Raw genomic sequence first — 15,595 nt, forward strand, 5'->3', positions numbered from 1 at the left:
GGCTGCCGCCACATCACGCGCCGTTTGCGGGTCGATGGTGCTGCAATCCACGGCTGGCACGCCGCTGCCGATACCGGCGAGCACGCCGTCTTCACCCAGCCACACGCTGCGCACGTGCACAGCGGCGGGCAGCATAGTGATCACCAGTTCTGCGCCTTGAGCCGCTTCACGAGCCGTCGCGCTGATGCTGCCGCCCAGTTGCTCCAGTTCGGCCAGAACGGTTTTGTTCAAATCAACCAGTCGCAGCGCGTGGCCGGCCTTGATCAGGTTGCGCGCCATCGGCGCGCCCATGTTGCCGAGACCGATAAAAGCGATTTTCATGTCCGGCTCCTTAACGCAAGTTGATGGTGGTGTTCACACCGTCGTTGACGCTGTCGTCATCGAACCAGCGACTGGTGACGGTCTTGGTCTGAGTGTAGAACTGCACCACTTGCTTGCCATACGGGCCGAGGTCGCCAAGCTTGGAACCGCGCGAACCGGTGAAGCTGAAGAACGGGACCGGCACCGGAATCGGAATGTTGATGCCGACCTGACCCACGTCGATTTCGTTCTGGAATTTGCGCGCCGCCGCACCGCTTTGGGTGAACAGGCCCGTGCCGTTGCCGAACGGGTTGGCGTTGACCAGGGCTATGGCCTCGTCGAGCGTATTCACTTCCAGCACCACCAGCACCGGGCCGAAGATTTCCTGGGTGTAGATCTGCATCTCGGGGGTCACGCCAGAGAACAGGGTCGGACCGACAAAGTTGCCCTTCTCGTAGCCGGGAACCGTGATGTCACGACCATCCAGCTCAAGCTTGGCGCCTTCCTTGATGCCGCTTTCGATCAGATCCAGAATCCGCGCTTTGGCACGCTTGGAGATCACCGGACCAACGTCCGTGCCCGGCTCGCTGCCAGCGTTGACCTTGAGTTTCTGCGCCAGCGCTTTCAGGTCCGGCAGCCATTGCTTGGCCGCGCCGACCAACACCACCACCGACGTTGCCATGCAACGCTGACCGGCCGCACCGAAACCGGCACCGACCAGCGCATTCAGCGCTTGTTCGCGGTTGGCATCCGGCAGCACCACGGCGTGGTTTTTTGCGCCCATCATCGATTGCACGCGCTTGCCGTGCTTACCGGCCAAGTCATAAACGTGAGTACCGACGGCAGTCGAACCGACGAAGGAAACCGCCTTGATGTCTTTGTGGGTGCAGAGCGCGTCCACCACGTCCTTGCCGCCATGAACCACGTTGAGCACGCCCGCCGGAACGCCCGCCTCGATGGCCAGTTCCACCAGCAGCATGGTCGACATCGGGTCCTGTTCGGACGGTTTGAGCACGAAGGTGTTGCCGCAGGCGATGGCCATCGGGAACATCCACAGCGGAATCATCGCCGGGAAGTTGAACGGGGTGATGCCGGCGCAAACGCCGATTGGCTGGCGCAGGGTGTAGGTATCGACGCCGCCCGCGACGTTCTCGGCGAACTCGCCCATTTGCAGGCTGCCGATGGAGCACGCATGTTCGACGACTTCCAGGCCACGGAAAATATCGCCTTCAGCGTCGGCAATGGTCTTGCCCTGTTCGTTGCTGAGCACCACGGCGATACGCTTGGAGTGTTCGCGGATCAACGCCTGGAGCTTGAGCATGATGCGCATGCGGGCGCCGATCGGCGTCAGCTTCCAGGTCTGGAAGGCGCGATGGGCGGCGCTGATCGCGGCGTCGACTTCCGAGGCGGTGGCAAACGGAACCTTGGCCAGTACTTGCTGAGTCGCCGGGTTGACGATGTCGTGCCACTCAGTGGTCTGGGACTCGACCCACTCGCCGTCGATCAACAGTTTGACGTTCTGGACAGTGGTTTCGTTGGGCGTGAGCGATGCGTTCATGCTGGTCTCCTGGACTTGTTGTTATGCAGGGAGCCAAGGCGGATAAGTCGCCTTGAGATGAGGCGTGTGTCGCGAATTGGTTGTCGGACTGTTTTTGGAGTATAGATGTGCAAACTTCTAATAAGAACGCACATAAAAGCCGGTCCATCATGCAAAAAAACATCACGTCTTTAGGTTCGCTGAACTGGGATGACCTCAAGTTTTTCCTCGAAGTGGCCCGCACCCGCAAGGCCAGCACCGCGGCCAAGCGCCTGGCGGTGGACTACACCACGGTGTCGCGGCGTATCAGCTCGCTGGAAGCGGCATTGGGTACATTGTTGTTCGAGAAGTCCCGGACCAGCGGTTTTGTCCTGACCGCTGAGGGTCAGCGTTTATTGGGTTACGCCGAGTCGATCGAGAGCACGCTGCACATGGCGTGCGAACAGGTTTCCGGTTCCGGCGTGGCGCTGTCCGGTCACGTGCGGATGGGTTGCACCGAAGGGTTCGGCAGCTTTTTCATCACCCCGCAGCTGAGCCATTTCGTCGACGCCTACCCGGCGATCTCGGTGGATATCCTGCCGCTGCCGCACTTCATCAGCCTGTCCAAACGCGAGGCGGACATCGTCATCGCCCTGGAACGTCCGGAGCATGGCCCGTACGTCTGCTGCAAACTCTGTGACTACCGGTTGCAGCTGTACGCGACCCAGGACTATCTGGACAAACACCCACCGATCCGGCGCCCGGCGGACTTGGGCAAGCATTCATTTATCAGTTATGTCGACGACCTGGCCTTCAGTTCGGAGCTGTTGTACCTGGCGAACGTGCTGCCCGGTGCCAGCGCCAACTTGCGCAGCACCAGCGTGATTGCGCAATTCGTTGCAGCGCAGCAAGGGCGTTCGCTGGCGATTCTGCCGTGCTTCCTCGCGGCTCAGGATCCGCGGTTGCTGCCGGTGTTGCCGGAGGAAATCAACATCACCCGGCAGTTCTGGATGTACTGCCGCGAGGACCTGCGCAAGCTCAAGCGGATCACCCTGTTGTGGGATTACATCCGTGAAGTGACTGAGCTAAATCGCCCGTTATTACTGGGCGAAACGCGGGAGCTGCGGTTTACGGACTGAGCAGCTGAGCAGATGTTCAAAGTGGGCTAGCCAATTGGCAGCCCTTGCGGGTGACTTCCAGCCGCTTGTAAACAACCCGGTTGGCCTTGTGTGAGTCGATAATCATTGGCAGGGAAGTACGGGGGTCGTCCAAACGCAAGCTCAGAAGAAAATCGACATTACATTCCCACCATTTGCTCTCAAGCAACTGCGCCACAACCTCTGGCGGGTGCCGATACTTGATGACCTTCGCCGGAATCCCGGCGACTACTGCATAGGGCGGCACATCGTGGGCAACCAGTGCGCGAGTGGCGATGATGGCCCCCGTGCCCACCGTGACACCTTCCATGATCATGGCGCCATGTCCGATCCATACGTCGTCGCCGATCGTTACATCAACGATCTCTGGTTCGAAGGACAGTTTTGTACGGGTAAATTGGAAGGGGTGCGAACTGACCCAGTCGGACGGGTGGGTATTTTTGTCTTGTCCGATGTAGCAGTCATTTCCGATCGAACAAAACCGTCCTATCGAGGACACCGCGGACAGCACGCAACCACTTCGAATGTAAGTGTGAGCACCAATGCTCAACCGTTTGGCGCCGATCACCACATGACCGAGCGAAACATTCTCTTCCACCAGCAACGTGGTTTTGGCGTTAAGCGATGACACCCCGCCAGCGATCTTGCATTTATGCTGGCGAAGCCATTTTTTCCAGAAGTGGTTGCGGCAGTAATTTATTATTTTTTCCATGTGGCAGTCGTCGTGTTCCGTTCATCTACGGGGGTATGTATTCCCCCCAAAAAAAATAGTTAAAAAAGAGGGTCAGCCGATCAGTCGGCGCTCACCACAATCGACACCCGGCGGTTTTCGGTTCGACCGGCCGCGTTGTCATTGGAGGCAACCGGTTCACTGCTACCAAAGCCCTTTAGCTGGATATTCTGTTCTTTCATGCCGACCGCGGTCAGGACCTTGCCGACGCTATTCGCGCGGCGCAACGACAGCTGTTCGTTGTAGGTCTCTTTGCCCGACGCATCAGTGTGACCATCAACCCGCACCCGATCGATCCCGACACCCAGCAACGCCTTGCCAATGCGCTCGACGATCTCGGTGCTCTGCGGATTCAGGCTTTCGACATCACTGCCAAACAACACTTTACCGGACAAGCCAAACGCCCAGCCCTCGTCGGTCAACTCGAAACCTTGCTGTTGCAGCACTGCAACCTGTGCCGGACTCAAACCTTTTTGTGGTGCCGTCTGGCAACCGGTCAGTGCCAGCAAAGCCATGAACAAGGGGATCGCAAGAAATCGCAGATTGAATGAGAACACGGACATTAGCTCCTGGTTTGAACATCGGCGACAGGGTGCTCCGACCCTGACGTGTGCTGTGCACCTCTGGAAAAGCGTTTGGCCTGGTACATGGCCGCATCGGCAGCATTGAGCAGAGCACCCGGTGTCGCACCATGATCCGGGTACACGGCAATGCCGATGCTCAGAGAAGTCAAAACCTGAGTATGACCCGGCAACGGGATCGGCACTTCCATGCTGGCAATGATTTTATCGGCGATCCGCTCGGCGTCTTCGGTCTTGTGCAGCGGTGTCAGCAGGACAGCAAACTCGTCCCCCCCAAGACGCGCCACCAGATCCTCTTCGCGCAGTTGCGCGCGAACCCGATTGGCGACTGCGACCAACACCGCGTCGCCGGCAGCGTGGCCGAAGGTGTCGTTGATTTCCTTGAACCGGTCACTGTCGAGAAACAGCACCGCTACCCGCTCGTTGAGCTTGTTGGCGTTGCGCAGCGCACGAATCAATCGGCCTTCGAAAAACGCCCGGTTCGGCAACCCGGTGAGGCTGTCATGACTGGCCTGGTGGGCGAGGGTTTCATTCTCGCTTTGCAGGTGGGTTTGCCAGGATTCGAGTTCGTCGAGCAGGGCATTGAAGTCATTGCCCAGGTTATCGAGTTCGGCGATGTCGGCAGGCGGCACACGCTGGTCGAAGGCTCGTTCGCTACGCGCAGCGTGCGCCACGAACGCCAGACTGCGCAGCGGACCGGTGATCCCGCTCAGTTGTCGGCGAGCCAGATAAAGCGCTACCCAGGCACTGGCGGCGGTGCACAGAACGATGCCCACCAGACCGCTGAGCAAGAAGCGCATCAGGCTGCCGCCGTGGCCGATCAGCAGAGTGCTGCCGATTTCCTGACCTTGATGGATGATCGGCATGCTGATGGGCTCTTCCAGAAAGGCTTTGGCCATCTGCATTTCGAGATCAGAGAACAATCCGGTTTCCGGCCGCTGCCAACGCGCCAACAACTTGCCTTGCTCGTCCAGCACTTGGGCATCCGCCACTTCTTCGGTGGAGGCGATCAGTGCCAGCGCTTCAGTGGCGGCGGCTTTGTCGTTGAACACCACGGCAGCTTCCACGGTGTAGTTGATGGATCGTGCGATCAGGTGCAGGTTGTGGTCGGCATAGACTCGCAACGCCAGGACGCCGAGCAGCGTTAGCGAGATGCTGGCCATGGCCACGCCGACCAGCGCGACGATCAAATGACCGCGGCCAATGACCGAACGCAAGGTCGGACGACTGCCAGGTTTGAATAGCCTCATGGCGCCGCCGGCTTGCGGCGGGACAGTTGCAGCACACTTGGGTGAATTCGCACGCCGCTGCGGGCGACAGAATCGAGGTTGACCTCAAAGGACACTTGTTCATCGCCGACACGCAAACAGAACAGACTGCCGACGGTACATTGATCGTCGCTTTCGCTGATGCTCAACACCGGATGCCCGCTCAGCGAAGCGAACAACCGGCTGCGCTCTTCGCTGGTCAGTTTGCCGATGTACACCGCGTCGCACTCACTGACAATGGATGGGTTGTCGGCCAGCAGGCGGCGCACGTTAACGGGTCGGCCGGTGGCCTGGGTGGTGCCCTTGACCAGGTCGTCGGTGTATTCGGTAGGGCCGACGATGCACAAACGAAGTTGTGCGGGCTCAACTGGCCAGCGGGCATAGCTGAGTATCCCAAGTACAACCTGCGTGACCGATTTGGCGCGCTGGTCGGCCATGCCTGGTGCTGTTTGCGCTTGAGCGAAAACGAAGCCGCTCAGCAAACAGAGAAAACCTGCAAGTACGGCCTGCTTGCAGCCAGCAACGCACTCTGTCATCCAGACAGCCACCTTCATGCAGGGATTCTCTTCGATCGTAACGGGAGGGTGCCGCAACGATAGCACAGCGCTGAAACACCAGCGAGGCCACGTACGACGGCACTTCGGACAGTTTCCGGCGTCCGGTGCCGCCGCCATTTATTGCCTCGGCTCGACTGTCTCTTCCAACTCCAGCATCAACCCGCTCAACCGCTTGACCTTGCGTCGCACCGCCTCTTCAAACACTCCGGCACGTGGCTCGATCAATGTGAACCAGTCCTTGGCCCGGGTAATGCCGGTATAGATCAGCTCCTTGGTCAGAACCGGGTTCAGGGCGTCCGGCAAAATCAACGCCGTATGGGCAAACTCGGAGCCCTGGGATTTGTGCACGGTCATGGCGTACACGGTTTCGACATCATTGAGCCGACTCGGCAGGACAAAACGCACGCCACCCTGGCCGTCATTGCGCGGGAAGGCCACGCGCAATACCTGACGACCCGCCTCGGGGCCATCGCGCTCCGGCAGCTTGAGGGCGATGCCGATGTCGCCGTTCATCAAACCCAAGCCATAGTCGTTACGGGTCATCAGCACAGGCCGGCCTTCGTACCACTGCTGATTGCTGTCGATCAATCGGGCCTTGAGCAACGCATCGGTCACGCGCTGATTCAAACCTTCCACACCCCATGGCCCTTTGCGAACGGCACACAACAACTGGAAGGCGTCGAAGGCTTGCAGCACCTGGCGCGCCCAATCGGTCCAGCGTGAATCCTCAAGCGAGCTGTCGGGCGATGGCCGCAGGTGGCGCAGCAGGCTGAGGTAATGCCGGTAGCCTTGCGGCCCATCACCATGACCTTCGAGCAATAGGCGCTCCAGCGCCCGGTCTTGTTCACCCTTGAGGGGCAGGGAAAATACATCGCCGTGGCTTCGAGCCGCCAGCAGCTGCCGAGCCTCTTCGGGTTGTTGCCGGTTGACCCAACGTGCCAGTTGACCAATGCCGCTTCCCTCGCCGAACCGGCGCGAGTGACGCAGCATTACCACTTGCTGGGCCAGCGGATGAGTCCCCTGAGTGTCTTCTTGCAAACCACTGGCTGCGAGGTTTTCACCACTGACCGTTTCCAGCCACTGACGCGTCTGCGGGCTATACCAACCAGCCTCGGCGTCGCGGCACAGATCACCCAGCACTGCACCGGCCTCCACCGAGGCCAGTTGGTCCTTGTCACCCAACAGAATCAGTCGGGCATGGGCCGGCATCGCGTCGAGAAGATTGGCCATCATCTCCAGGTCGATCATTGAGGCTTCATCCACCACCAGCACATCCAGCGGCAAACGGTTACCGGCGTGGTGCCGGAAATGTCGTGTACCAGGCCGACTGCCGAGCAGACGGTGCACGGTGGTAACGTCTGACGGAATTTTATCTCGCACGGCTTCAGCGACTTCCAGCGTGCGGACTTGTTGGCTGATGGACTCCGTCAACCGTGCCGCAGCTTTCCCGGTGGGGGCGGCGAGACGGATGCGCAAGGGTTTGCCAGCCTCCACCGCCGGCGCCTGAAGCAATGCCAGCAAGCGCACGACCGTGGTGGTCTTACCGGTCCCCGGGCCGCCGGTGACGATGCTGAAGGCACTGCGGGTCGCCAAGGCACACGCGAGTTTCTGCCAGTCGATCAGCTCGCCAGGCTTGGCCTGGCCGAACAAACCGACAAGACGTTGGGGCAGATCACTCGGTGTGGTTTCGTGTTCGGCCAGACGCACACGCAGGGCGTCATCGATACGCCGCTCGTAAGCCCAATAGCGGCGCAGATAAAGGCGTTTCCCCGACAGTACCAACGGCCTTTGTTGAGCCGTTTCACTTCTGTCTGCTGCCAATGCGACCAGATTGCTGGCGGCCAGTACCTTGCACCAATGGGCACCGTCCAGCGCCTCGAGTAATTGTGATGGCAGCAGCATCGCGCCACTTTGCAGATCACCTTCAGGGGGCAATGACAGTGCGAAGTCAGGCTCTTTCAGGGTCTCGAACAGGTCCAGGCATACATGGCCGTGGCCCAATTGGTGACTGGTCAATGCCGCAGCCAGCAACACCAGAGGGTCATCGTCGGGAGCGAGTTCGTGCAAGAACGCAACGAAGGCCTTGTCCAGCGCTCGCAACCAGCCCCGCTCGACCCAACGGGTGAGCAGCAGCAACAAGTCATCGGCGCGACTCAACGGTGCCAGACTCGCCAGACTTTCCGCGGCCAATGGCGTCGGCAGCAAATCGGCGAAGGTGCGACTCATAGCAGTACTCCCTGTTCCCAGGCAGGTTCGGCCTTGGGTTCTGGCTTGCCCTGGAACAGCCGGTCAAGACGCTCGATCAGTTCTCTTGGCGGACGGGCGAAATACACGCCCTGACTGGATGCGCGGGTGCCACGCAGGAACAGATACAGCGCCCCACCGACGTGCCGGTCGTAATCGTAATCGGCAAGCCGCGCCTTGAGTTGGCGGTGCAGGGCCAACAGGTACAGCACGTATTGCAGGTCGTAGCGATTGTCCAGAATCGACTGCTCCATGGCTTGCTCGGTATAGGCCATGTCATCGACGCCCAGCCAGTTGGATTTGTAATCGGCGACGTAATAGCGACCATCATGTTCGAACGTCAGATCGATGAAACCTTTGAACATGCCATTGAGCAACACCGGTTCGGCTGCAACACGGGCAACGCCGTTGTGGGTGTATTGGCGGACCAGTTCGTCGAGTTTGAGCACATCGACTTTATGGCTGGCGAACCAGAACTCCATCTCGACGCGGTACTGGGTCAATTGCTCGAATATCACCGGCGCCTGTCCGGAACCGATGTGCAGCGGGGACTTGAGCAGATGCTGCAGCCAATCGCTCAGCGTGGTGATCCAGCCTTCCCAACCACGACGGTTGCAGCGACGGGCAATGGCATCTTCCACGGCTTGTGGTGTGGCGGTAAAACCTTCGTTGCCGGCCCATTCAAGCAAACCATGGAGAAAGGAGCCGGGGTTTGGCCCCCGAGGGAAGCGATGGATATCGGCACCGCCAGCGACCACTTCTCTCGGCGCTTCCGGGTCAAGGCGCTCGTCGTCAAACAGCTTTTGCGCTTGCGGGTTTTCCGGTGCTTCGTCACTGCCCACGCTCAGGCTGTCGCCAATGCGCAGGGCGCTGTAGGAGGCAATCCACCAGTTTTCGCTGGCCTTGCGTTTGGGAATCAGCGGGGCAAGCAATGTCGCATCGTTTTGCGGCGGGTGGTAATGCTCGGCGGTTTCTTCAGGCATTTCACTGTAGTTCAGCGCCGCACAATCCTGCTGCAAGTCTTCAAGCCAACGCGTCAACCCCGCCGATTCGTTCAATGGCGCACCACCGCCCAGCAAATAACCCAGTGCCGAAAGGTGCAGCACCGAACTGTTGTTATTGCCGCGCTTGAGGTCCGTAACACCGAGCCAACAGGCATGTTGTGCACGGGTCAAGGCCACATACAACAAGCGCAGATCCTCGGCCAGGCGCTCATGATCGGCCAGCGCGATCAACTCGGGTGTCGGCTTCAACGTCACCTGGGCCTTGCCGGTCTCGTCGTGGTAATGCAGCGGCAAGCGGCTGCCGTCGACCGGCTTCGCCGAACATACGAACGGCAGGAACACCAACGGATACTCAAGTCCCTTGGACTTGTGAATCGTCACGACCTTGACCAGTTGCTCGTCGCTCTCCAGACGCAGTATCTGCTCTTCGCCAGCCTGGCCGGACAACGCCAGGTGTTCGGATAAATGCCGGATCAACGCTTGCTCGCCATCGAGTTCGGCGGCCGCCTGTTGCAACAGTTCGGACAAGTGCAGCAGGTTGGTCAGCACACGCTCGCCGTCGCTTCGCGCGATCAGTGCCTGAGGTAGCTGGAAGTCATGCAGCAAGCGACGCAGCATCGGCAGCACACCCTGTTTGCGCCAGAGTTCGCGATAACCGCGGAACTGCATGACCCGCGCTTCCCACGCCAACTCGTCCTGATTCAAGCGTTCCAGCTCAGCCAGCGACAGATTCAGCGTGATACAGGCCAACGCCGCTCGCAGCGGACGCTCGACATCCGGCTCGGCGCAAGCCTTGAGCCAGGTCAGCAGGTCATGAGCTTCCTGTGCGGCGAACACCGAGTCCTTGTCCGACAGATACACGCTGCGCACGCCCCGGGCCGTGAGTTCTGCGCGCACGGCCTGAGCCTCTTTGCCGTCACGTACCAGGATCGCAATATCCGCTGGCAGCAAGCCTTTGAAGTCCTTGCCGTCCTGGATGAAACCCGCCTGGCCTTGTTGCCCGCCATTGAGCAAAGCAGTGATTTCACTGGCGCAAGCAGCGGCTAATTGCTGTCGGTAAACGGCACCGGACAATGGTTGTTCGGCGGGCAGATGCCAGATGTTCAGAGCGGGTACAACCTGCCCCTTAACCTGCAAAACCTCTTTGCGGCCCTGGGAGGCGACCGGCAGGAACGGCACCGGATTTTCGCCACTTTTTTCACGGAACAGAAATGCGCCCCGCCCCGCTTCCCGCGACTCGGCGCGCTCGAACACATGGTTCACCGCATCGACCATGCCATGGCTGGAACGGAAGTTGGTGCCCAGGGTATGCAACCGGCCAGTGGTGGCCTGGCGGGCACGCAGGTAGGTATAGATGTCAGCACCACGGAAGGCGTAGATCGCCTGCTTCGGGTCGCCGATCAGGAACAGGCCGCATTCAGGATTGTTGTCCTCGATGCGATAGATGCTTTCGAAGATCTGGTACTGAACCGGGTCGGTATCCTGGAATTCGTCGATCAACGCTACCGGAAATTGCTCGCGGATCAGGGTTGCCAAACGTTCGCCGCCCTCGGCTTGCAACGCAGCATCGAGGCGCAGCAGCATGTCATCGAAACCCATTTCCGCGCGGCGACGTTTTTCCTCCTCGAACCGCGCGCCTACCCACTGAGTGGCGTGTTGCAGGACTGCCGCATCGGGGGTCGGCAAACTGTCGAGACTGGCCTTGAGGCCAGGCATTGCGTCCAGTCCCGGGTGATTGGGCACTTCGCCTTTTTTCCACGCCTCAGCCATGCCATCAGGCGTCAGGCGAGTGAAGCCGGTGCCAATATCCAACTGTTCAAGCAATTCATCTTCGGCCCAGGCTTTTATCTTTTCGAACCAGGGTTCGAAATAGCGTGCCTGCATCTTCCGACCGTCGACGCTTTTACTCGCGACGCCCTCATTACAGATGGCAAGCAACTCGTCCGCCCATTGACGCCAAGGCATTTTAAGTTCGAGCAACGCAGACCGTCGCTCCTGCAGACACTCAGTGATCAGCTCGACGGGCTCTTTGCCTTCAGCGCTGTGGCGCTCACTGGCGAACAAACCACGAACTCGCGGCAACAGGGCTGCGGGCCCGCCCCAATTACCGCGCACCCAATTCAGCGCATCGCCTTGCATCGGGTAACAAAACAATCGCCAGTAATCGCGCAGAACCTCGCCGAGCAAATCACTGTGATCGGTTTCCAGAGTCTGGGTAAACAGGCTGCCACTGTCGAACGCGTGCTCGCGCAACATGCGCTGACACCAACTGTGGATGGTCGAGACAGCTGCTTCGTCCATCCACTGAGCAGCGATGTCCAGACGGTTTGCGCATCCGGGCCACTGCTCGGGAAGGTACTGTTCACGCAGCTCTGCAATCAGGGCATCCGGCGCCGGTGTTTCATCGCGGAAAAATCGTGCGGCTTCGGCAAGACGCGTTCGAATACGTTCGCGCAGCTCTTTGGTCGCGGCGTCGGTGAACGTCACAACGAGGATTTGCGGCGGTAACAACTCACGTCCAAATCCGCTTGATTCTCCGCCGTGGCCCAAGACCAGACGCAGGTATAACGCGGAAATAGTGAAGGTCTTGCCGGTCCCGGCACTGGCCTCGATCAGTTGACTGCCGCGCAGCGGGAACGCCAGGGCCAACGGTGTCTGGCTGGTCATGAGCGCGGCTCCTCGCTGGTCAATGAGCGCCAGGGCGCTTCCAGCATTGGCTTGTACAAGGCGTTGCACCAATCGGCGAAGGTCTCGTCGGCAATCAGTGCGTCATAGTCAGCAAACTGCCGGGCGAGCGCGGGACTTTCGCGGCGCTCGCCGTCAGTGGTCAGGCCGTCACCTTCATAGGCTTTGCGAGCAGCCGCGTCGGCTTTGGCAGGATCAGTCTGGGCCAGCCAGGCAAACGCCGTTTTTACTGCAATGGGTAGCGGTTGGCGCATGCCTGCTTGCCAGGCCATCAGCAGGTCGCTCAAGGTCCGGAATGCAACATCCTTCTCCATCGGACCGAGCAGCAGGCTGTCGTCACTGGCCACCAGCGCAGTGGTCATGGCCATTCCACTGGCGCTGGCAACCAGATGATTGACCCATGACCGTGTCAGACGATGCCATTTGCGAGATTTGATCGAGCCGATGCTGTTGGGAATCGTGGTGACCGACAGCAAACCACCGTCGGCTCGCTGATGCAGACCGCTGAGCCAACCTTCGAGGCGCAGCCCTTGCAGCTCAAGACTCACAGGTAAAGCGCTGGTGAGCGGTGTCGGCCATAGGGCCAAAAGCTGTTGATAACGCTGCAGCAGATCCGGCAATGGCTCGATCAATTCCCGTTGCAGGCATTCGCCAAAGCCGGCCATGGGCAGCAGGCCGCTGTTTTGCAGACGTTTGGCCTGCGCCTCCAAAGCCTGATCGGATTGATCCAGATGCTCCAGCGCGGCGTCGAGCAAACTGTCGCTGAGGCTGTAGCGTTGCAGCGCGTCGAGGACAAATGGCTCCTCATCGGCAAGCGGCACTTCAGCCGCTTCAAAGAACACCTTCAGCCGCTGACTGAAGAAGTGCCGCACCGGGTTGCGCAGAAAGTCCTGCAGTTGGCCAAGGCTTAGCGGCTCTTCCTGAACATAGGGGGCGAGGTTGCTGTTATCGGTTGCCGACTCAACAGCATGATGAAGCACCTGCCATTCGCTGGCGTAGCTGAACAAGTCATCGCCTTCGTGGAAATAGCGGGCACTGAACGGCTGTAATGGGTGCTCCTGAGTCATTGCCTCAAGCAAGTCTTCATCGGCATTTTGCAGTCGCCATCCGCTGGCCAGATGGTCGCGCAGTTGGCCAATCAGCACAGAAGCCGGGCGTTCGCTGTTATCGCGAATGCTGCGGCCAACCCAACTGATGTAGAGCTGGTTACGTGCTGACAATAGCGCTTCCAACAACAGATAGCGGTCGTCTTCGCGCCGGGAGCGATCACCCGGACGGTAATCGCTGCCCATCAGGTCGAAGTCCAGTGGCGGTTGCGCTCGCGGATAATCGCCATCATTCATCCCGAGCAGGCAGACCAGCTTGAACGGGATCGCGCGCATGGGCATCAAGGTGCAAAAGTTAACTGCACCGGCGAGAAAACGTTGGGACAAGCGCCCCTGATCGAGGCCGGCGAGCCAGGCTTCACGAACTACCGTCAACGGCAACTCGTCGTGCAGACCGACAGACTCACAGGTCTCAAGCCAGGTTTCACGCAACTCTTCGAGCTGGGCAAGCAAGTAGTCGTCGTGCTCATTACTGGCCTGGAAAAACAACTGCACCAACGCTTGCAGGCGCATCCCCCATTGCAGGGGCGGCGCAGGTCGGGTGAGCTCCTGATGAGCAATTTCAAGCGCATCCAGGAGCGCCACTAATGGACCTATCAGCGCGGCGTCCAGACCACCAATCTCATCGTAGGGCTCGATACCTTGGCAGGCACTGGCACTGCCGACTGCATACCCAAGCAACATCCGCCGCAAGCCGAAACGCCAACTGTTTTGCTCCAGTTCCTGCGGCAATCCAAGCCCCGCTCGTTGCTCGGCGCTCATGCCCCAGCGGATACCCGCGCCTTCGATCCAGCGGTGCAGGGTCGGCAGATCACGTTCCTCTACACCGAAGCGAGCGCGCAACGCTGGAACGTCCAGCAGATCAAGGATCTCACTGACGGGGAAACGACTGTCTGGCAGTTTGAGCAGGTGTTCGACAGCAATCAGCAACGGGTCACGACCGCGCTGGCCTTGATCTGCGAGCGTGAATGGAATGAAGCGTGGGTCATGGCGTTCAAGCTGGCCGAACACAGCGCGAATATGCGGTGCATAACTGTCGATGTCCGGAACCATCACGATAACGTCGCGCGGTCTTAACCCAGGATCAGCACTGAAGCGTGCGAGCAACTGATCGTGAAGTATCTCTACTTCGCGCTGAGCACTGTGGGCAATGTGAAAACGGATCGATTGATCCGCGTCTGTATCGACTGCCGGCCAGCGTTCGCACGTTTCATTCAGAGGACGCAATTCGAGGATGTCGTCCTGCAGTTGGTTCAACAGATTCTGTGGCTGGCTGTCACTGAACAGATCAATGCGCCCGTCACGAAACGCCGAGCGATAGCTGTTGGGATCGTCGTAGCTGTCGAGCAGATTTATGTAGTCCCGCCCTTGTTTACCCCAAGCTGCCAACAGCGGATGGGCATGCTGATGCAGGGTTTGCGCATCCAGCACGACCGGCATGCCACTCTTGCGGGCCTGACGTTTGTATTGATGCCGCAACAGGTCTTTATCGGCGACGATGTCCGCCCAATGGTGACGACATGGGTTGTGCACGCAAAGCAAAACCTGGCTGAAACGGGCCAGACCGGCGAGTGCTTCCAGAGCCTGAGCGGGAAGCGAAGAAATCCCGAAAACGATCACTCGGGATGGTAATCCGTCGGGGGCGACATCGAGGTTGTTAATGCGCTCGATAAATCGTTGATGGACGCCAGCACGACTTTGCGCCATGCCTTGCTCCCCCACATCCAGCAACAACGCACGCCACAATTCCGCCTGCCAGCAGTTGGCCGGGGTCAGGGGTTTGGCTTCACCCCGACCGTTGCGTAATTGATGACGACCTTCAGCCCAGTCCTCAAGCCAGTCGGCTCGGTACACCTGATATTGGTCGAACAGGTCTGCCAGTCGCTCAGCCAGTTGATAGCGTTTGCGCAAATCGGTGTCATTGGTCAGAAAGCGATGCAGAGGCTCGAAGTGGGGCTGACCTATCAACTGCGGAAGCAGCCGCATGAGTCGCCAGGTCAGCGGGGCCTTATCGAGCAAAGACTTGGCAGGAATTTCATCTCGACCAAGCACCATACGATAGAGCTGCCACATGAAGCTGCCCGGCAACTGCACGTCGATGGCTGCGGCGATTCCGCAGCCGCCCATATCGTCCTCTTCCGGGTCTTCTGCCAGTGCCAGCTTTAGCCACTGGGCGATGCCGTTGCTCTGCACCAGAGCGATTTCATTTTCCAAGGGAGCCAGCGGGTATCGCCGCATCCAGCTGACCACCAGGCTGCGCAGCTCGTCCAGGCGGTTACCGTGAACCACCATAAAACCAGCACTGAGGGACGTAGCGTCCGGCATAAAGGCTTCCTTGGAGAAATACAAAAGCTAGGGCCGAACCTTAGCATTGTCGGGAGACTGTGGCAGCCGGGAGCTGTCCGGTAATGCTGTACGAACTTTTCTGCGGGCAAAACAAAACCCCA

General features: G+C 59.5%; 10 protein-coding genes. 1 reads left to right on the forward strand and 9 read right to left on the reverse strand.

The features are described 5' to 3' along the window. The coding region (locus PMI32_RS28130) for an NAD(P)-dependent oxidoreductase (RefSeq protein WP_008024084.1) at nt 1–321 on the reverse strand (321 nt) is incomplete at its 3' end. A 10-nt stretch (nt 322–331) separates the two neighbouring features. Further along, on the reverse strand, nt 332–1,858 hold the full coding sequence (locus PMI32_RS28125) for a CoA-acylating methylmalonate-semialdehyde dehydrogenase (protein WP_008024085.1): 1,527 nt from the start codon (nt 1,856–1,858) through the stop codon (nt 332–334). Nucleotides 1,859–2,007: 149 nt separating this feature from the next. On the opposite strand from PMI32_RS28125, the gene PMI32_RS28120 reads away from it, so the two are divergent. Beyond that, the gene (locus PMI32_RS28120; protein WP_008024087.1) at nt 2,008–2,955 is read left to right on the forward strand and encodes a LysR family transcriptional regulator; all 948 of its coding nucleotides are present in this window, start codon (nt 2,008–2,010) and stop codon (nt 2,953–2,955) included. Between the two features lie 16 nt (nt 2,956–2,971). Here the strand turns inward: PMI32_RS28120 and PMI32_RS0128550 are convergent, their stop codons facing one another. From PMI32_RS0128550 to recC, 7 genes are all read right to left on the reverse strand, one after another. Then, on the reverse strand, nt 2,972–3,685 hold the full coding sequence (locus PMI32_RS0128550) for a CatB-related O-acetyltransferase (protein ID WP_008024088.1): 714 nt from the start codon (nt 3,683–3,685) through the stop codon (nt 2,972–2,974). 80 nt (nt 3,686–3,765) lie between these two features. Beyond that, nucleotides 3,766–4,266 (reverse strand): outer membrane lipoprotein YfiB, encoded by a 501-nt coding sequence (gene yfiB, locus PMI32_RS28115; protein WP_008024089.1) that lies wholly within the window; start codon nt 4,264–4,266, stop codon nt 3,766–3,768. Then, the gene (gene dgcN, locus PMI32_RS28110) at nt 4,266–5,534 is read right to left on the reverse strand and encodes a diguanylate cyclase DgcN/YfiN (protein ID WP_008024091.1); all 1,269 of its coding nucleotides are present in this window, start codon (nt 5,532–5,534) and stop codon (nt 4,266–4,268) included. The genes yfiB and dgcN overlap by 1 nt, the downstream gene beginning before the upstream one ends. Next, nucleotides 5,531–6,106 (reverse strand): regulatory sequestration protein YfiR, encoded by a 576-nt coding sequence (yfiR, locus tag PMI32_RS28105; protein ID WP_008024092.1) that lies wholly within the window; start codon nt 6,104–6,106, stop codon nt 5,531–5,533. The genes dgcN and yfiR overlap by 4 nt, the downstream gene beginning before the upstream one ends. A gap of 120 nt (nt 6,107–6,226) precedes the next feature. Then, nucleotides 6,227–8,335: an exodeoxyribonuclease V subunit alpha gene (recD, locus tag PMI32_RS28100; protein ID WP_008024095.1), complete on the reverse strand. Its 2,109-nt coding sequence runs from the start codon at nt 8,333–8,335 to the stop codon at nt 6,227–6,229. Continuing rightward, entirely contained in the window at nt 8,332–12,024 is a 3,693-nt protein-coding gene (gene recB / locus PMI32_RS28095) for an exodeoxyribonuclease V subunit beta (RefSeq protein ID WP_008024098.1), read from the reverse strand. The genes recD and recB overlap by 4 nt, the downstream gene beginning before the upstream one ends. After that, nucleotides 12,021–15,473 carry an exodeoxyribonuclease V subunit gamma gene (gene recC / locus PMI32_RS28090; RefSeq protein WP_008024101.1) on the reverse strand — a complete coding sequence of 1,151 codons (3,453 nt, stop codon included), beginning with the start codon at nt 15,471–15,473 and terminating at the stop codon, nt 12,021–12,023. Before recC ends, recB begins: the two co-directional genes overlap by 4 nt. Nucleotides 15,474–15,595: the final 122 nt, after the last annotated feature.

It is taken from the genome of Pseudomonas sp. GM60, assembly GCF_000282415.1.
Lineage (GTDB): Bacteria > Pseudomonadota > Gammaproteobacteria > Pseudomonadales > Pseudomonadaceae > Aquipseudomonas > Aquipseudomonas migulae.

Bases quoted from the DNA above. Each gene is read 5' to 3' on its own strand.
- recC (WP_008024101.1), bottom strand. From the start codon at position 15,473: ATGCCGGACGCTACGTCCCTCAGTGCTGGTTTTATGGTGGTTCACGGT.
- yfiB (WP_008024089.1), bottom strand. From the start codon at position 4,266: ATGTCCGTGTTCTCATTCAATCTGCGATTTCTTGCGATCCCCTTGTTC.
- recD (WP_008024095.1), bottom strand. From the start codon at position 8,335: ATGAGTCGCACCTTCGCCGATTTGCTGCCGACGCCATTGGCCGCGGAA.
- dgcN (WP_008024091.1), bottom strand. From the start codon at position 5,534: ATGAGGCTATTCAAACCTGGCAGTCGTCCGACCTTGCGTTCGGTCATT.
- PMI32_RS28125 (WP_008024085.1), bottom strand. From the start codon at position 1,858: ATGAACGCATCGCTCACGCCCAACGAAACCACTGTCCAGAACGTCAAA.
- PMI32_RS0128550 (WP_008024088.1), bottom strand. From the start codon at position 3,685: ATGGAAAAAATAATAAATTACTGCCGCAACCACTTCTGGAAAAAATGG.
- PMI32_RS28120 (WP_008024087.1), top strand. From the start codon at position 2,008: ATGCAAAAAAACATCACGTCTTTAGGTTCGCTGAACTGGGATGACCTC.
- yfiR (WP_008024092.1), bottom strand. From the start codon at position 6,106: ATGAAGGTGGCTGTCTGGATGACAGAGTGCGTTGCTGGCTGCAAGCAG.
- recB (WP_008024098.1), bottom strand. From the start codon at position 12,024: ATGACCAGCCAGACACCGTTGGCCCTGGCGTTCCCGCTGCGCGGCAGT.